Source organism: Bacillus sp. IT-79MI2 (assembly GCF_949768135.1).
Classification (GTDB): Bacteria; Bacillota; Bacilli; order Bacillales; family Bacillaceae_G; genus Bacillus_A; species Bacillus_A pseudomycoides.
The window spans coordinates 1-17,259 of the sequence record NZ_CATKPV010000073.1 but is presented as its reverse complement, the minus strand read 5'-3'; the positions used below and the strand labels follow the sequence as shown (position 1 = coordinate 17,259).

Sequence of the window (17,259 nt, the reverse complement as noted above, 5' to 3'; positions counted from 1 at the left end):
CTAACAAATATGGAGCAATTAAAAAAACAAGTGTGTGATTATATTGAAAGTCATGAAGGAGAAAGTGTAAAGCTCTTAAAACGATTAATTCAAGAAAAAAGTGTATCTGGAGATGAGAGCGGCGCGCAAGCAATTGTCATTGAAAAACTACGTGAATTAGGTTTAGATCTCGATATTTGGGAGCCTTCTTTTACAAAAATGAAAGATCATCCTTATTTTGTATCTCCAAGAACGAATTTTTCAGATAGCCCAAATATTGTTGCGACGTTAAAAGGAAGCGGCGATGGAAAATCAATGATTTTAAATGGACATATCGATGTTGTACCAGAAGGTGATGTGAATCAGTGGGAACACCATCCATATAGTGGTGAAAAAGTAGGGAATCGCATATATGGTCGTGGAACAACCGATATGAAGGGCGGCAATGTGGCGCTTATGCTGGCAATCGAAGCGATTGTAGAACTGGGTATTGAATTAAAAGGAGATATTTATTTTCAAAGTGTAATAGAAGAGGAGAGCGGTGGAGCAGGTACTTTAGCAGCAATTTTACGAGGGTATAAGGCAGATGGGGTTATCATTCCAGAACCAACAAATATGAAGTTTTTCCCGAAACAACAAGGTTCAATGTGGTTTCGCTTGCATGTGAAAGGAAAAGCAGCACATGGCGGGACTCGTTATGAAGGAGTAAGTGCAATTGAAAAGAGCGTGTTTGTTGTTGAACATTTGAGACAATTAGAACAGGAAAGAAATGAACGGATTACAGACCCGTTATATAAAGAAATTCCAATCCCTGTTCCAATCAATGTTGGGAAAATTGAAGGTGGTAGCTGGCCAAGCTCCGTACCAGATTCGTTGATTTTAGAAGGAAGATGTGGAGTTGCACCGAATGAGACTATGGAGGCGGTAAAAGAAGAATTTGAAAATTGGATAGGGCAATTAAAGAATGTAGATCCATGGTTCGAAGAATATCCAGTAGAGGTAGAATGGTTTGGGGCAAGGTGGGTCCCAGGTGAATTAGATGAGGAGCATGCGCTCATTACAACGCTTCAAGATAATTTTGCTCAAATTGAAGGGGGAAGTCCAATTATAGAAGCATCACCATGGGGCACAGATGGTGGTTTATTTACACAAATCGCAGAAATCCCAACTATTATATTCGGACCAGGGGAGACAAAGGTAGCCCACTATCCAAATGAATACATTGAAGTGGATAAAATGATTGCCGCAGCAAAAATTATTGCATGTACATTACTAGACTGGTGTGAGGTGAAAAAATGAACTATTATGAATCATTCAGAGAACAGACAAACTACAATACTATAGAAGGAGTGCTAGATTATTTTAATAAACGTATTCGGGTAGATCATTATACAGGAAATGTAGAAAGTCTTATACGAAAAATAGAAGAGTTAGCAGAGAAGCATTCTTTCACCAAATGCATTATAAAAGGAAAGGGAGAGCATGTTTCGACGTGGCTCTCTTTTGGCTTTTTATTAGAAGCGACGATTCCACATTATTTTCAAGGACATGATGCGTACTTTTTCGTAAAATATCGTGATGATGAAAGACGAAATAGTATCCAGTGGATTGATGAGGACCGCATTATAGATGGTGTGAGAGAAAAGGAAGTAAAGGAGAAACAAGTTCCAGAGAAATTTGTACTACGAAAAGCGACAGAGGCAGACGCAGAAGAATTGGCAAGTGTATTTGGAAAAGTGTTTGAAATTTATCCGACACCGTTAAATGAAGCAGACTATATTGTTCAGACGATGAAAGAAGATACGATTTATTATGTGTATGAATCAGAGGGGCGTATTATTAGTACTGCTTCAGCAGAAATGAATGTGAAAGAAGGTAACGCAGAATTAACGAATTGTGCAACTTTACCTGAATATCGAAAGCATGGATTTATGAAAAGTTTACTCATTAAGTTAGAAGAAGAACTACAAGAGAGAGCAATCTTTTGTTCTTACACAATCGCACGTTCGCTTTCGTTTGGCATGAATGCAGCTTTTCATCAGCTAGGATATACATACACAGGAAGGCTAGCAAATAATTGTTATATTTTTGATAAATTAGAAGATATGAATGTATGGGTAAAAGATTTATCCCGCATGAATGGGGAGTAAGATCTTTACTTGAAAGTTTAGAATACCGGATTGTTGCGGGCTAATCATCAGTGGGGGATGAAGCCCCCGCTGATTAGAGTTGCACTTTATTACTTGTTGGCGGGAAAGTAATGATATGAGATAAATAGAAAAGTAGAACGGAATCGCAATGCTTATAATCGCGCACAGGGGTGCCGGAAATTCGGCATATAAATTGCTGGATTTTTAGCAAGAGGGGGGAATGACATTGCTGGCAGTTTCGACACAAGAAGTCATTGAAGCGATTTTGGGCAGTATTGATGAAGCGATTCATGCTGTGGATGAGAATGGTATTACAATTTTTTATAATACTGTTGCTGCAAAACATGACGGATCAAAGATTGAGAATGTATTGGGTAAGCATTTATTAGAAGCATTCCCATCTTTATCAAGGGAAACGAGTACACTTATGAAAGTTTTAAATACAAAAAAGCCGATTTTACATCAAGTGCAGCGTTATCAAAATTTAAATGGTGAAGATGTTTGTACTGTAAATACCACATTACCTATTTTTATAGAAGGTGAAATTGCAGGTGCTGTTGAAATCGCAAAAGATTACTCGACGATTCAAAAATTAACGGATACAATTGTTGATTTACAATCGAAAATGAAACGATCCTCTAGGAAGAAGATAACAAAAAAACACGTTGCTTTTAATACAATCGTGACGAATGATTCCCGCTTTAAACAAACAAAAGATTTGGCGCAAAAGGTAGCTCCAACAAATGCAAACGTTTTAATATACGGGGAAACAGGAACAGGAAAGGAACTATTTGTACAAGCGATTCATGAGGCTTCAAACCGTAAAAACAAACCGTTTATTGCCCAGAATTGTGCAGCTCTTCCAGAGTCCTTACTAGAAAGTCTATTATTTGGGACAACTAAAGGGAGTTATACTGGAGCTATTGAACGTGCGGGGCTATTTGAACTTGCAGATGGAGGGACATTATTTTTAGATGAATTAAATTCGATGCCTCTTGATCTGCAGGCGAAAATGCTACGTGCATTAGAAGATGGAGTAATTCGTCGCATCGGTGATAGTAAGACGAGAAAAGTAGATGTTCGCGTGATTACGGCGATGAATCAACCTCCAGAAGTATGTTTACGTGAAAATAAAATTCGTACCGATTTATATTATCGTTTAAATGTATTTTCTTTATATATTCCACCGCTTCGTGAACGAAAAGAAGATGTATTATTGTTAGCATCCTACTTTTTAAGAGACTATAATAAAGAATATAAAAAACAGGTGCTTCATATAGATGGTGAGACGAAAGAAAGGTTGTTAGCATATCATTGGCCCGGAAATGTAAGAGAGCTAAAACATACGGTGGAACATGCTGTAATTATTGCAGAAGGAAGTTCATTAACGGTTAGTTGTTTACCACGAACATTTCGAAAAGAAGTAGATTCAAAGAAACAGAAGAAAAGCATCCTTCCGCTACGTGAAGCACTTCATCAAACAGAAAAAGAATTAATTGATCAAGCGCTAATGGAAACAGATGGGAATATTTTGCAAGCTGCTAAATTACTAGGTATTCCAAGGCAAACATTGCAATATAAATTAAATAAGTATGACAAAACCGCCGAATAATCGGCGGTTTTTGTGTGTTTGCACCAATAAAAGAGCGTTTACATATACAGAAAGTAATGAATATTGTATTGAATAGGGAGCCATTTAAAATAAGAGAAAATATTTTTCCTTATATAATAGGGTATTTTTCGTCATCACTTATTGAAAATGTAGAGTTGGCATAATTATTGCTTATATAAATGGTGAGCGTAAAAAAAGGGGGAATAGCAATGTTACATGATGTATACAAACCAAATCGTCACTGGAAAGATATCGAATTATGGAAAGATGTTACAGAAGAGCAATGGAATGATTGGGTTTGGCAATTAACGAATACGATTAAAACGTTAGATGATTTAAAGAAAGTAATTAATTTAACACCAGATGAAGAAGAAGGTGTTAAAATTTCAACGAAAACGATTCCGTTAAATATTACACCGTACTATGCTTCTCTTATGAATCCTGATGATCCACGCTGTCCGATTCGGATGCAATCTGTACCGATTTCGGAAGAATTATATAAAACAAAGTATGATTTAGAAGATCCGCTTCATGAAGATGAGGATTCACCAGTTCCAGGTTTAACACATCGTTATCCAGACCGCGTTTTATTTCTAGTAACAAATCAATGTTCTATGTACTGTCGTTATTGTACACGTCGTCGTTTTAGTGGACAAATTGGAATGGGTGTTCCGAAAAAACAATTAGATGATGCAATTGCTTATATTCGTGAAACGCCACAAGTACGAGACGTTTTAATTTCTGGTGGGGATGGTCTTCTTATTAATGATAAAATCTTAGAATACGTATTAAAGAATTTACGCGCAATTCCGCATGTGGAAATTATTCGTATCGGAACGAGAGCGCCAGTTGTATTCCCGCAACGTATTACAGAAAATCTATGTAATATTATTAAAAAATATCATCCAGTGTGGTTAAATACACACTTTAACACTTCCATTGAAATCACGGAAGAGTCTAAACTAGCATGTGAAATGCTTGCAAATGCAGGTGTTCCAATTGGAAACCAAGCGGTTATTTTAGCAGGTATTAATGATAGCGTTCCGATTATGAAAAAACTGATGCACGATTTAGTAAAAATTCGTGTTCGTCCGTATTACATTTATCAATGTGATTTATCAGAAGGTATCGGTCATTTCCGCGCTCCGGTTTCAAAAGGATTAGAAATTATTGAAGGGTTACGTGGACATACGTCTGGTTATGCGGTCCCAACGTTCGTTGTAGATGCACCAGGAGGCGGCGGGAAAATTGCGCTTCAGCCAAATTATTTAATTTCACAAAGCGCAGATAAAGTTGTTCTTCGTAACTTTGAAGGTGTTATTACAACATATCCAGAACCAGAAAACTATGTACCAGGAAGAGCGGAAGGTTACTTTAAAGAGATTTATCCAACATATGAAGAGAAACGTTCGGATATTGGTGTAGCAGGATTGATGAGTGATAAGAAATTTAATCTTGTTCCGGATGATTTACAACGTATGAATCGTCGGAAAGATTATGAAACAAATGAAACACATTCTTCTTTAAAAGATAAACGAGATAAGCGTGATCAGTTAAAAGATAAAAAGTATCAAGCTCAAATGTCGAAGTTAGAAGATGGCGAAAAAGCTGAGGGTGACGCAGTATGAATTGTATGTGGTGTGACAGTACAGAAGCAAGAGATAGTCTGAATACTGTATATTGGGAATTGCCAGATGGTACAAAAGCCATTGAAATTCAAAAGACACCATGTATTTCTTGTTCATCATGTGGAATGGACTATCAGCCTGATCATGTTGTAAAAGAAATAGAAGATCAGTTGTTTTTAATTTATACAAAAGATTTACCAAAACAATTGACATATGAAGAATTAATGGAACGTCCACGTCTCCTAAAGAGAAATTATTTCGACTTTTAACCAGCGATTATGCTGGTTTTTTTCTTTTTACCCTTGTATAATGTATCCAAGTTAGAAAGGTAGGGAATATTTTTGAAAAAGTCATTTTATCACTATATGATGAAGCATCGTGCGTCTTTAATCAGAAATGAAATATCAGATTTAGCTGAAGCTATGTACGATGATTTAAGTTTTCCGAAGCAATCAGAAGATTACGATGAAATTAGTTCGTATTTAGAATTAAGTGGATTACTAGGCAGTATGTCTATTTTTGATGAGGCGTGGGAGCTATACATACAAGAAAGATAACGATTAAACATATACAAATATATCTGTATTGGTACATCACTCTATAAAAAGTGATGTATTTTTTTATTGAAAATTTTTTTGAATATAAGCTGATATGATAAGCGTTTTTCTGCCGTTTGCATATACTGGTATCAAAATCACGACTTTAAAAAGGAGAGATATAAATGGCAAGAAAAAAACAACCTAAATATAATGTAGGAGATATAGTCGTGATTACGCTATATGGAACCGTTGGTAAAATTACAAATATGAAAATATTAGATGGTGTTTATGTATATGAAGTTAATAATCATGATGGATATTACGTGGAACAAACACTTCAACATGTCACGGAACAAGAAATGAAAAAAGGTGAAACAGAATGGATTGAATTACACTATCATTTTACGTTCGGTGATCTTGTGCAAGTTACGGGATATGATAAAGATGTTTTTCGTATCGTTGGGTTTCGCACAGAGGTGTGGCGGTATAAAAATGATGCCTGGGAAGATACAATATATGAATTATCAAGAATTACAGATGGTGAGTGGTTAGAGGCTGATGAATCAGATTTAACTTTGCTTGCGAATGCACAAACTGCTAATGCAATCTTGAAAAAAATGAAACAAGATAAAGCCGGAATGAATAAATTAGATTTAGGAAAATTGAAGTCAATAAACAACTCAAAAAAGGTGAGTATTAAAACGAGTAGACAAGAAATTATTGATGGATTATTAGATATTTACAATGACTATCAATTATTATACGAAACATTTCAAGATGAAGAATATAAAATTGTTATGGATGTCGTCCATAATTATTTAGTTAAATTAACAGAGAAAAAATAGTTAGAAAGCAAGAAGAAATTGAACAAAAATATATATTGTGTACGGTATACCTACAATAGTTAAAAAAATAATAAGCCCTTTAATGATAGAGTCTGCCCATTTATCTTCATGCATGAACTCTTCTTTTCTTTGCTCTACTTCATATTGGTATTCCATTCGTATTTCCCCCTTCAAATAGCTTGTACTACATCGTATGTTGCAAGGTGAAAGGATATGACAGACAAGTATGATTTGGAAAAGAAAATCTATTTTTCTAATCTCGTATACATAATTTTGAAATTTCTTCATAAAACAGAAATAAAGGGGTGATGCTCATGAAGGAAATTGAAGTCGTAATTGATACGGAAGAAATTGCGGAGTTTTTTTATGAGCAACTAATTGAGAGAGGGTATGTACCAAAGCGAGAAGAGATTGAAGATCTCGCTGATATTACATTTGAGTATTTACTAGAAAAATGTATGATTGATGAAGTGTTTGATGAGGATGAAGGGTGAAAGTAACGACGGGATCTACTCGTCGTTTTTTACATTTCAAAATTCTTTCTTTACAAACTTGTCACAAACATAAAACGTAATTATTGATATAATAAAAAGAAAATTTTAAACAAGAGGTGAAGGGATGTTCAAAAAAATTATTGATTCTTTACTAGGAAAGAAGAATAAATATCGTTCCTACTCAAGTAGTGATTATCGTCATAGAGGTCGTTCGTATTCAAGTAGTGATTATAACAAGAGGAGAAATTCTCATGGCTATGGACATCAGCATTATAAAAGAAAGCGTAAAAGCCGCAGCTTTTTTTCAAGTAGTTGATGAAATGGCGTGATATACTCGCTTGGTTTGATAGACCGCTGCGTATGGATACAATTGTCTCGCAGCGCTATAAAATTGAATCAGTAATTGGAATGGGCAGCTATGGCTTTACATATATCGTTTATGATTTGCAAACGAAAGAAAAAAGGGTTTTGAAACAGTTAAGACAAAGTAAGCAAAAATATATGTCAGGTAGAAGGTCATTCGCACAGGAGCAAGCGATTTTAGAGCAGTTAAATCATCCGGCAATACCGCGCTTATATGACGGCTTTATATGGAAAAAACAGCCGTTTTTTGTAATGGAGTACATGCCAGGTAAGAATTTTGAAGACTTCATTTTCAAAGATGGACATGTATATGAAGAGCGTGAGGTTTTTCAGATTTTATATAAAGTACTTGAGCCAGTTTCTTATTTTCATAGTAAAGGTATTATTCACCGAGACTTACGAATTCCTAACATTTTAATAAAAGAGGGGCAGATTAGTATTATCGATTTTGGATTAGCCAGATTTATAGAAGAAATCGATGAACGAGCATCTACCTATGAAGGAGAACAAGCCTATATGCGAGAAATTCACTATCGTAGTGATTTTTATGCGCTAGGCCACTTTACATTATTTTTATTATACTCTGGCTATGAATCTACTGCAAAAGAAGAAAGGCCATGGTATGAAGAGTTACAGCTAATGAAAGAAAACTGTGAGATTATTATGCGAATGCTACGGATGAAGCCTCCTTATTATGAAAATATACAAGAAGTTAGAGAAGATGTACGCCATGTATTAGAAAGGATGGGGGATACATGTTTCAAAAGTTTTTAGCAAGCGTTGGAATAGGAAATGCAAAAGTGGATACAGTTCTTGAGAAAGATGAATATCTAGTAGGAGAAGAAATTGTAGGTGTGGTTCATATTACGGGTGGATCAGTCAATCAACAAATTGAAAGCATTTATTTAACACTATCGACATCGTATATACGAGAAGTAGATGATAAAAAAGTAAGTGCTACATTCGATCTAGAACGAGTACGTTTAACCGAACCTATTGCGATATCTCCAAATGAAAAAGTAGAAATTCCATTTTCATTCTCAATGCCAATTGAAGCGCCACTTACATTTGGAATGAAAACGGTTTGGGTTCATACAGGTCTTGATATTAAGCACAGTATTGACCCGAGTAATCGTGATTACATTCAGGTGCTACCGAATGTGTTATTAAACAGTGTTTTAGATAGCGTAAAACAATTAGGATTTAGGCTTCGTCAAGCGGAGTGTGAAGAATTACCACGTCATTTACGTGCCAATATTCCATTTGCGCAAGAGTTTGAGTTCATTCCAGTTTCCGGACAATATTATGGCAAATTGGATGAATTGGAATTATTAATTTTACCAAGTGCTTATGATCGACTGGATATTGTTATGGAAGTTGATAGAAAAGCACGTGGGTTAGCAGGTTTATTTTCAGAAGCATTAGACTTAGATGAAAGAGTTGTTCGTTTTACTGTAACACGTGAAGACATTCCAACGATGCAGCAAAAAATTAACAGTTATATTTCTTAATAAATGATGCATAAAAAAGAAATGGAGAGGAAAACTAAAACAACCGCTCCATTTCTTATTTTTATATAGTGAGGTTATGTATGTGAAACGATATCGACATGTATACTTGTTAAGTACGTTACTCATTTGTTTTGTCGGATTATCACTTTCGTATCATACCGCTTGTGTTGAGAGATTTGATGATGTTATTTCCAAATTTATTCAAGGTTTTCGGAACGATTATTTGACAGCTTATTTTACCTGGATGTCTTATATTGGTTCAAAAAAAATATATTTTCCATTATTAATCATAGTTGTAATGTACTTTCTCATTCGAAAAAAGTTGTTAAGTGCGTTATTTTTAATCGTTAATTATTATGGATCCCGTTATCTTAACAGCCTCTTAAAATTATGGTACGAACGCCCAAGACCGGATGTCACGCAGCTTGTTACAGCTACAGGGTATAGTTTTCCGAGCGGCCATACGATGAATGCTACAGCATTTTTAGGGTTTATCGCCTATGTAACAATCACAGAACATCGTATTACACTGCATAAAAAGTTGTTGCTTATTTTTATTACATGTTTTGTTATATTTTCTATTTCTGTTAGCCGTGTATATCTCGGTGTCCATTATCCATCCGATATATTAGCGGGTTGGGCAGCGGGTGGAAGTTGGCTTGTTTTATGTATTATGTTTCATCAAGCATTCATCAAAAAAGAACCTATGTCATCATAGGTTCTTTTTGCATAGGTTCAACATGAATATGAGTGTGTAAAATTCCAAATTTTCGTTCTAACATTTCTTCAATTGTATCGGTAATATGATGGCTTTTACTCACGTCCATATGGGCATCTACTTCAATCGTAATATCCACATAGGTTTGGTTTCCATACATACGTGCGCGAATATCAACAATATGTTCAACACCAGAAACGAGTCTGACAGCTTGTGAATATTCCTCCATTTTATCCGGATCAATGCCGTCAGTTAACATATGAGAAGCTTCTGTAAAGATGTCCCACGCAGTTTTGCAAATAATAAGGCCAACGATTAACGCCGCAATTGGATCGAGGATAGACAGGTGGAACTGTGATGCTACAATGCCGACAACTGTACCTATACTCACGAGAGCATCTGATAAATTATCTTTTGCAGCGGCTTCTAATGCTTTACTTTTTGTTCGCTGCGCAATTTTATTATTATATTTGTACACGACGTACATGACGACAGCACAAAATAAGGCAACCCATGCTGCAAGTACATTTGGTGCGGTTTTTTGCGGATTGAAAAACGATTGAATTGCACTTACGATAACTTCTAAACCAACCGTTGCCATAATAAAAGAGGCAACAAGTGAAGCGATTTGTTCTGCACGTGAATGTCCATATGGATGATCTGGATCACGGGGCTTACGAGAAATTTTAAGACCAATTAATACAGCTAAAGAAGCACCAATATCTGTTAAGTTATTTAAACCATCCGCCCGTAATGCACTGGAAAGGGCAATGTAGCTAATTACGATTTTCAGTGATGATAAAAATATGTAGGCGATAATGCTGACAATAGCTCCTTTATCAGCTTCTTTATTAGAAAGTGAATTCATAACGATCACTCACCTTTCTGTTAGGAAATTCTTTCTATTAATAGAGTATCAAACGAAACTCGTGTGGGTCTATACAAACATTGTTGACGCTTTATAGCTTTTTAAGTAGAGGATAACAAAGTTTCGTAAAGGAAAAATATGTTGCAAAGTGCAAAGTGCAAAGGGAGAAAAGGTGAAAATTTCATCGGATTTCCTTTACGATATAAGGAAGGGGGGAGATGCGAAAAATATTATCTGCTTTTTACGATCCTTAGTATCACAGGGTGTAAGTCGTCCAATGAGGAAGCAAGATATTTCTATGCTATCGATATCTATTTCGAAAGGATTTGGCGGTTTAAATGAAGATTATTGTATGAATATTGAATGAAGATGAACAAAAATTAAAGGGGATTAGTAATCTGCTATATGATTTGTTAATTACATATAAAAATGGAGATGTATCTTGGAGATGAAGGAGAAAGAAGTACCCTAATGTATATTGGTCAGGAGGAAATAACCTATTACACTTCTGAAGAAATGACTAAGTAATTACGAAAGAAAATCATTAAAATAGAAAAAGTGCCTCTGAAAGAATATATTTCAGAGGCACTTCTTCTATTTTAGTATGCTTCTAAAAACTCAGTAACTTGCTCTTCTGTTTTTGCGTTCGCACTATGTAAATGACCAAGTTTTTCACCATTTTGATACACTAATAAGCTAGGAATTCCCATTACTTGATACTCTTCTGCAATACTTGGGAACTCATCTTTATTAATAGAATACCATTCGAATTTCTGGAACTCTTCCATTACATCTCCGATAAAGTTGTCCATACGTACACAATCTGGGCACCATGTAGTGAAGAACTTAACTACTACCGGCTCCTCGCTTGCGATAATGTCCTTGAATTCCTTTTCAGACTTGATTTCTTTCATGTTTTTCGCTCCCTTTACAATTGTTTTATTTTGTATTTTTTTAGGTGGTAATTTCATTAAAAAATCGAAACTTCTAACGAATTTCTAACGAACGGTTTTATTTCCGAACAATTCGTTTGCAAATTGGTCCACCGCAGTTTCTTGAAGTCCTGGTACGACATGTGAGTAGGTGTCTAATGTGATGCCTACTCTTTTATGTCCTAAACGTTCACTTACAATCTTCGGATGAATACCTTGTTTCAACATTAGAGTTGCATGAGTATGCCTTAGATCATGGAACCGAATATCAGGAACCTCACTTTTCTTTATAAGCTTTTTCCAGAGCTGTGTCAAACTTCTGAAATTGCAAGGATTTCCGTTAATGGTAGGGCAGACTAAATCATAGTCGTTATATTCACTTCCGTGCCGTTCTTTTTCTACATTTATTCGTTCATGATGTTCTTCTTTCAAAATCAATGTCTTTCCATTGTAGACCTAGTATTTCACCTTTACGCATTCCACAAGTGATTGCAAGAAGATAAGCTACATAATAACGACTATCCTGAGCATTTTTTAAAAAACGCAGTACATCTTCCTCAGACCAAGTGTTTACTGTTTTTTCTACCCCTTTAGGTGGACTTACAACATCCACAACATTTTTTTAAACAATTTTATGTCTCATTGCATAAGAAAGGGCAGTACGAATAATCTGATGTATACTTCGTACCGTAGTGGGCTTCATACTTTCTGATAGATCACTATAAAATTTTTCAAGATCTATACCCTTTAATTTTTGCATTGGAATGTTACTGAGTTTTGGTATATTACGATTATTAATATGTTTACTAGAGTTATAGTACGTGGTTTCTCTAAGATTTATCTTCCTAGCTTCAAGATATTGAATAAAGAATTCACGTACTCTCATTTTTGTGGGCTCGATATACGAGCCTTCTTCTATTTCTACGATTCTTTTAGCCATATCGGTTTGTGCTTCTTTTTTCGTTTTATATCCTGAAAACCATTTCTGGCGTCTTTTGCCCGTTTCAGGATCGGGACCAATGTCTACTATTATTGTCCATTTGTAACTTTCTCTTCACTTACTCCAAGCCAGGTAACATGGTTCATTGAAATATCCAATCCTAAAGAAGACTTGTTCTTCAAAAAGTTCTTTTCTTGCCCTCAGAATCTAGCAAAATAGTTAGTCAATAAATTTTTTCTCTGAATCTAAAAATTTATAAAACCTATTTAGTAAATCTTTCTTCGTAGTTGGGGTATCTTGGGGCATATAAGTAATAAAACTTGTCATATCTTCAGGATAATCATGTCTATCATAAAACTCTGCAATTCTATTTAATAGTTCATCTTCATCAGTAATCTTTTCTTTTAACTTAGATAAGTAAACAAATCTTGGTTTCCTATTCTCATTCTGTAATTCTTCACTATTTTCTTCTAAATTAGGAAAATAGGAATCTTTAATTTCAAACAAAATTTTATCTAAATCATTAGAATCTATTCCCCAAGCTAGTTCATTAACAAAAGCATCATCATCACCAGCTTCCATTAGTTCCACCGCATAAACAGAAATGACATTCGGTTCAAAATATTTTTTATTTACACCAGTATAAATAGTTTTCCAATCATACTTAAGACCTTTGTCCTTAAAATCTATTAAATCCATATAATTCTCCTTTTACTTTTTTGGAACTTGATTTGGTTTCCCTGTAACAATTCCATTTTCAATAAATCTTCTATGACTTACTTTTGATTTAATTGATTGATTTGTTTTTCGATATCTTGACTCATTTTTTTCCTCCTACCGTTTTACCTTTACGTAGGTTGTCACATTAGCGAAAAGTGTTGTGAAGTTCGTTATCCATTCTCTCGAACTCTTTGGCTACCGAATGAATATTATCGACCGCTTGTTGAAAGGCGGCACAAAAATGTTTCGTTAAATCTAAAGCTTGTTGGTTCGCTTCTTGTGCTTTGGAATTAACAGATAGCGTAGTACGCGTCGCCTTTGTTATAGAACGATTTATCGCACTTTGGATCGTATTCGAAGCTGCTCTCATCTGCGTAGCGATTTGTTGTGCCTCTTGAAAATTACTTTGAAATTGTCCCATCGCATAAACCCTTTCTATATTTCTATGAACGTATTAAGGAAGGGGAGTGCCTAGTATGTATGTCTATTATCCTAATGTTCTTCATAGGAACACTCCTGGGAAAATATTGCGAATTTAATTATAGCAATAATTGGCTATGTTTTCCTTGGAAAATTCCTTTTTATAACATGTGTGTTTTTACAGTCTTCAGTCGGTGGGGGAGAGTTCATAATGAGAGAAAGGGCTTTGCCAGGAATGAAATGATAGATAAAGAGATTAGATATGGCTTAAATAGTAGAGGTGGGTATAGTATTTATAATCGATGCAAAGGTAACTATTAATGGTTCACCACAATACAAAGTACACAACAGTAAGGGCAAAACATACTATGTTACTGCAAACGAAGCCTATGTAAACGTCTATTAACCTAGCAACGGCATGAAAAAGAAACCGATTCCTATTAAAGAGTCGGTTTCTTAGAATTATTATGCCAAATGTTTAATGATTATAAATATTACACGATAAACTCAAAATTTTCCGGAAAGTCAATGTTATTCATATTTTCTATACCACCATTTTCTAGTACATGAGTATATACTTTATGAACACATTTATACAACAGAGAAATATGTTTCTCCGGTATATCATCTAGTAAAACAAATGCTTCATCGGGGTTAGTTTCATTCTTTAAAACTTTAAAATTCCATCTGCTATAACGATCTGGATAATTCTTACAAGATTCAATATGTGGGCCAAAACTATAAATTACACTTTCTTTATCTTCATTTTCTTTAGTTACTACAATTGTTGGATATCTTCCCATTGTTTTTAACACTCCTTAATCAAATGCTTTATCAAGAGGAATTTTTAAATGCTCATCAAAAGGTACCATAGGTTCAGTTTCTGGGGACTCCCATGGTCTTCCAGAATCAACTGTTCTATCATGCGCTGTTCTATAATTAGTTTTAAAAATTCCTTCAAATCGAGATTCAAAGTATTCATGTTTAGGTAATTCTATGTCATTTTCATGATGAATACCTTTTTCTAACCGTTGCCAAGCTCTTGCAATTCCAAAATCAGGGTCAAACCTATCTAATCCTCGATCAAGATCATGTTCTTTCATAAAAGATGTTCTTTAATACGATTGATTCTTGCTTCTTTCCAACCGGTATTTTTAACAATTCCTGAAACATCAGAAGTTGAAGCTCTAATTTCATTATACATTTTTTCTACATGCACAAGTCCGTCATCATATTGGGTTATATAACTTCTTGCCCCAGACTCAAGTAATTTTGCATCCTCAACAACTTTTGCTTCCTTATCATCAGCGAATCCGAATCATGCTCATTTCTATCTCATCGATTTGAAGGAAGAAGGGCTAGAATTTAGCGAATACAAGAAATTACAACAAGTCGAATCCATTGCGGAAACACCTGAACAAGCTCATGCTATGCTGATAAAAGTTATGGAGAAGATGAGTGAGCATGGTAAATATATGAAAGAACGAGGAATCAAGAACATTGTCCATACAAAAGAAAAAGACCGGTATTTCATTGTAGTAGACGAAGGAGCAGTACTTGCGCCTTCAAAAGGGTTACCAAGAGGACAAAACCAAATGTTAGAGAAATGTCAATATATGCTCAGTCATATCGCACGAGTTGGGGGAGCACTTGGTTTCCGCATCGTCTTTTGTACACAATATCCAACTGGTGATACATTACCGAGAGTTGTAAAACAAATGGCCAATGCTAAGTTGGGATTCCGTTTGCCTACACCTACAGCGTCAGAAGTTGTAATTGATCAGTCCGGATTAGAGCATTTACCATCCATTCCAGGAAGAGCTATATATATGAAGGTCTATGTGATTCAAAATATATAAGAGTGTAGCAAAAAAAAACCGCCCCTCTATTTATAAGTAGAGGGGTGGGGGTTACGAGGGATAAACATCTTCAAATTTAATCCCAACAAGCATATGTTTCATCATTATAAGGCATTGTGCACTATCATTAACTGTGAAAGAACAAACTTCCTGTTTAGTTTTTTTTACAACCAAAACATCAAAACTAATGGCTAAAACGTCTGTAAGATAGTCTTTGTCCTGAGTATCTATAGCGATTAAAATATTATAAGTATATCTTGGAAAAACACTTCCAGTGTTATACCAGAAGATCCATGGTTCAGCATCTTGCTTATTTAAATTAATAAACATGTTAGTAATAGCATCGGTCACCTGACTTACAATATCTTGGTTTATACTTTCTCCCCAATGATAAGTAGGAAATGCTAAAATATCTTTAATAATCAGATTACTAATTTTCTCAATCAATTCTGAAATTTGAAGTGCTTCTCCTCCGATGATTGCTTCCTGTGACGACTTCAAAAAGTTTATATCACGATTTGATTCTAGCACGTTGACTAGAGTGCGAGGATCAGTGAAATCATTAAAATCCATATCCAATTCTTCAAAGAATTTCTTTAATTTAAGAACTTGTCCCAAATGTTCTTGTTTCACAGTAAACACATTATGAAAGTGATTATTCCCCATTTTTCAACAGTCCCTCCTATATAGAGCATAAGACAGATATATGATGGGAATTCCAATATATAACTATTTTTTGTTTTAAAATGTGGTATTGTACCTTTTCGAAAATAAGTTGTCCTAAAGTCTTGAAGAATAAGATTGTTTTGGTTCATTTTTTTGTTCACTGTAGTTTGAATAAACAGTGAACAATTTCGTACGTTAAGGATGTTATATAGACAGTATCTAATGCTTGTTATAGTACTTTGTTTTTAAGTAATGGGTTTGGAAACTAATTTTTGATCATATTTCTGTTAGTTTCGTTAAAAATAAATAGAGTTTCTTATAGGACGTTGTCCACTATGGACAAACTATATAGGGGAATAAATAGATAAATGGAAGAATAAATATAATAATATGTTCTTAAGTGAATAGTTATTTTCATAATTGGTACAAATTTATATTTGGAGGCGTATTATGAAAAAGAAACTAATTGCTATATCAGTTGGTTATATTTTAATCTTAAGTGCATGTGGAAATAATAATGAATCTAGTAAAAATGGGTATAGGTTTAATGGTACCTGGGAATTGATAGACAAGGCTAATACAAAATGTCCACCTACAATCGTGTTTTCAGGGAAAGATAAGATGGTATGGAAAGGACTCACTAAAGAAGGAGATAAGAAAACTGCGGAGTTACAATATACAAGAATATTTGAGGATGAATTCCAAGTAAAACTTACTGATCTTAAGATTAATGGAAAAACAACAGAAAGCAGTGAAGAAGAAAAAACTACTGTTAAAATGATAAGAGATAATAATAGGTTACGCCTTGTGAATAATGGTAATTCTTGTACTTATTCATTAAAGTAATTATTTATTTTAGATATCATTTTATTGATAATGCGTTTAAAAGTACTCTTTAATGAGTGCTTTTTTTATTGGATAAATTGGACTTCTAAAAAGATATGCTCGACTTTGAGCTTATAAAGCACAGTGGAAGGGGATCGCGAAAAGCGAGTCCCTTCTTGGGGCAGCGCCA

General features: G+C 34.7%; 22 protein-coding genes and 4 pseudogenes. 15 read left to right on the top strand and 11 right to left on the bottom strand.

The window, feature by feature from the left end; translation table 11 throughout:
* Positions 1-9: 9 nt before the first annotated feature.
* The 7 genes from ACM6HU_RS18475 to ACM6HU_RS18445 all read left to right on the top strand — a co-directional run bounded on the left by ACM6HU_RS18475 (position 10) and on the right by ACM6HU_RS18445 (position 6,753).
* Positions 10-1,278, top strand: a complete 1,269-nt coding sequence (locus ACM6HU_RS18475; protein WP_016114746.1) for a peptidase — start codon at positions 10-12, stop codon at positions 1,276-1,278.
* The gene (gene ablB, locus ACM6HU_RS18470) at positions 1,275-2,129 is read left to right on the top strand and encodes a putative beta-lysine N-acetyltransferase (protein ID WP_016114747.1); all 855 of its coding nucleotides are present in this window, start codon (positions 1,275-1,277) and stop codon (positions 2,127-2,129) included. The genes ACM6HU_RS18475 and ablB overlap by 4 nt, the downstream gene beginning before the upstream one ends.
* A 220-nt stretch (positions 2,130-2,349) precedes the next feature.
* Complete coding sequence (locus tag ACM6HU_RS18465; RefSeq protein WP_016114748.1) at positions 2,350-3,741, top strand: sigma-54 interaction domain-containing protein; 1,392 nt, start codon at positions 2,350-2,352, stop codon at positions 3,739-3,741.
* A gap of 209 nt (positions 3,742-3,950) precedes the next feature.
* Positions 3,951-5,369, top strand: a complete 1,419-nt coding sequence (gene ablA, locus ACM6HU_RS18460) for a lysine 2,3-aminomutase (RefSeq protein WP_016114750.1) — start codon at positions 3,951-3,953, stop codon at positions 5,367-5,369.
* Positions 5,366-5,638, top strand: a complete 273-nt coding sequence (locus ACM6HU_RS18455) for a YokU family protein (protein ID WP_016114751.1) — start codon at positions 5,366-5,368, stop codon at positions 5,636-5,638. Before ablA ends, ACM6HU_RS18455 begins: the two co-directional genes overlap by 4 nt.
* Positions 5,639-5,710: 72 nt before the next feature.
* On the top strand, positions 5,711-5,926 hold the full coding sequence (locus tag ACM6HU_RS18450; RefSeq protein ID WP_016114752.1) for a YozE family protein: 216 nt from the start codon (positions 5,711-5,713) through the stop codon (positions 5,924-5,926).
* Positions 5,927-6,090: 164 nt separating this feature from the next.
* The gene (locus ACM6HU_RS18445; RefSeq protein ID WP_016114753.1) at positions 6,091-6,753 is read left to right on the top strand and encodes a hypothetical protein; all 663 of its coding nucleotides are present in this window, start codon (positions 6,091-6,093) and stop codon (positions 6,751-6,753) included.
* Here ACM6HU_RS18445 and ACM6HU_RS18440 read toward each other — a convergent pair whose 3' ends face one another.
* A complete protein-coding gene (locus ACM6HU_RS18440) occupies positions 6,754-6,909 on the bottom strand; it encodes a DUF3930 family protein (RefSeq protein ID WP_016114754.1) in 156 nt (51 codons plus the stop codon).
* Between the two features lie 158 nt (positions 6,910-7,067).
* Between ACM6HU_RS18440 and ACM6HU_RS18435 the strand changes: the two genes are divergently transcribed.
* From ACM6HU_RS18435 to ACM6HU_RS18415, 5 genes are all read left to right on the top strand, one after another.
* Positions 7,068-7,247, top strand: a complete 180-nt coding sequence (locus ACM6HU_RS18435; RefSeq protein WP_003197525.1) for a YozD family protein — start codon at positions 7,068-7,070, stop codon at positions 7,245-7,247.
* Positions 7,248-7,371: 124 nt separating this feature from the next.
* Positions 7,372-7,563, top strand: a complete 192-nt coding sequence (locus ACM6HU_RS18430) for a hypothetical protein (RefSeq protein WP_016114755.1) — start codon at positions 7,372-7,374, stop codon at positions 7,561-7,563.
* Positions 7,563-8,384 (top strand): serine/threonine protein kinase, encoded by an 822-nt coding sequence (locus tag ACM6HU_RS18425; protein WP_016132764.1) that lies wholly within the window; start codon positions 7,563-7,565, stop codon positions 8,382-8,384. The genes ACM6HU_RS18430 and ACM6HU_RS18425 overlap by 1 nt, the downstream gene beginning before the upstream one ends.
* A complete protein-coding gene (locus ACM6HU_RS18420; protein ID WP_016114757.1) occupies positions 8,366-9,121 on the top strand; it encodes a sporulation protein in 756 nt (251 codons plus the stop codon). The genes ACM6HU_RS18425 and ACM6HU_RS18420 overlap by 19 nt, the downstream gene beginning before the upstream one ends.
* 82 nt (positions 9,122-9,203) lie before the next feature.
* Complete coding sequence (locus ACM6HU_RS18415) at positions 9,204-9,839, top strand: phosphatase PAP2 family protein (protein WP_016114758.1); 636 nt, start codon at positions 9,204-9,206, stop codon at positions 9,837-9,839.
* Here ACM6HU_RS18415 and ACM6HU_RS18410 read toward each other — a convergent pair.
* The 7 genes and pseudogenes from ACM6HU_RS18410 to ACM6HU_RS18380 form a co-directional block, all read right to left on the bottom strand.
* Entirely contained in the window at positions 9,826-10,707 is an 882-nt protein-coding gene (locus ACM6HU_RS18410; protein WP_016114759.1) for a cation diffusion facilitator family transporter, read from the bottom strand. The genes ACM6HU_RS18415 and ACM6HU_RS18410 overlap by 14 nt on opposite strands.
* A 599-nt stretch (positions 10,708-11,306) precedes the next feature.
* Positions 11,307-11,621 carry a thioredoxin family protein gene (locus ACM6HU_RS18405; RefSeq protein WP_016114761.1) on the bottom strand — a complete coding sequence of 105 codons (315 nt, stop codon included), beginning with the start codon at positions 11,619-11,621 and terminating at the stop codon, positions 11,307-11,309.
* Positions 11,622-11,705: 84 nt separating this feature from the next.
* A pseudogene (locus ACM6HU_RS18400) lies at positions 11,706-12,252 on the bottom strand (site-specific integrase).
* Positions 12,253-12,261: 9 nt separating this feature from the next.
* The gene (locus ACM6HU_RS18395; RefSeq protein ID WP_016114763.1) at positions 12,262-12,579 is read right to left on the bottom strand and encodes an N-terminal phage integrase SAM-like domain-containing protein; all 318 of its coding nucleotides are present in this window, start codon (positions 12,577-12,579) and stop codon (positions 12,262-12,264) included.
* Positions 12,580-12,603: 24 nt separating this feature from the next.
* Positions 12,604-12,660: pseudogene (locus ACM6HU_RS18390) on the bottom strand (hypothetical protein); the annotation flags it as partial.
* A 138-nt stretch (positions 12,661-12,798) separates the two neighbouring features.
* Positions 12,799-13,278 carry a DUF2247 family protein gene (locus tag ACM6HU_RS18385; RefSeq protein ID WP_016114764.1) on the bottom strand — a complete coding sequence of 160 codons (480 nt, stop codon included), beginning with the start codon at positions 13,276-13,278 and terminating at the stop codon, positions 12,799-12,801.
* A gap of 166 nt (positions 13,279-13,444) precedes the next feature.
* Positions 13,445-13,720 (bottom strand): TIGR04197 family type VII secretion effector, encoded by a 276-nt coding sequence (locus ACM6HU_RS18380; RefSeq protein WP_016114765.1) that lies wholly within the window; start codon positions 13,718-13,720, stop codon positions 13,445-13,447.
* A gap of 288 nt (positions 13,721-14,008) precedes the next feature.
* Between ACM6HU_RS18380 and ACM6HU_RS18375 the strand changes: the two are divergent.
* A pseudogene (locus tag ACM6HU_RS18375) lies at positions 14,009-14,125 on the top strand (N-acetylmuramoyl-L-alanine amidase); the annotation flags it as partial.
* A gap of 88 nt (positions 14,126-14,213) precedes the next feature.
* On the opposite strand, the gene ACM6HU_RS18370 reads toward ACM6HU_RS18375, so the two are convergent.
* Positions 14,214-14,522 (bottom strand): hypothetical protein, encoded by a 309-nt coding sequence (locus tag ACM6HU_RS18370; RefSeq protein WP_016114766.1) that lies wholly within the window; start codon positions 14,520-14,522, stop codon positions 14,214-14,216.
* A gap of 15 nt (positions 14,523-14,537) precedes the next feature.
* Complete coding sequence (locus tag ACM6HU_RS18365; RefSeq protein WP_016114767.1) at positions 14,538-14,822, bottom strand: hypothetical protein; 285 nt, start codon at positions 14,820-14,822, stop codon at positions 14,538-14,540.
* Between the two features lie 186 nt (positions 14,823-15,008).
* Here ACM6HU_RS18365 and ACM6HU_RS18360 point away from each other — a divergent pair.
* Positions 15,009-15,578 (top strand): annotated as a pseudogene (locus ACM6HU_RS18360) (FtsK/SpoIIIE domain-containing protein); the annotation flags it as partial.
* Positions 15,579-15,629: 51 nt separating this feature from the next.
* On the opposite strand, the gene ACM6HU_RS18355 reads toward ACM6HU_RS18360, so the two are convergent.
* Positions 15,630-16,244 carry a hypothetical protein gene (locus ACM6HU_RS18355; protein WP_016114769.1) on the bottom strand — a complete coding sequence of 205 codons (615 nt, stop codon included), beginning with the start codon at positions 16,242-16,244 and terminating at the stop codon, positions 15,630-15,632.
* A gap of 450 nt (positions 16,245-16,694) precedes the next feature.
* Between ACM6HU_RS18355 and ACM6HU_RS18350 the strand changes: the two genes are divergently transcribed.
* Positions 16,695-17,090 (top strand): hypothetical protein, encoded by a 396-nt coding sequence (locus ACM6HU_RS18350; RefSeq protein WP_016114770.1) that lies wholly within the window; start codon positions 16,695-16,697, stop codon positions 17,088-17,090.
* Positions 17,091-17,259 lie beyond the last annotated feature (169 nt).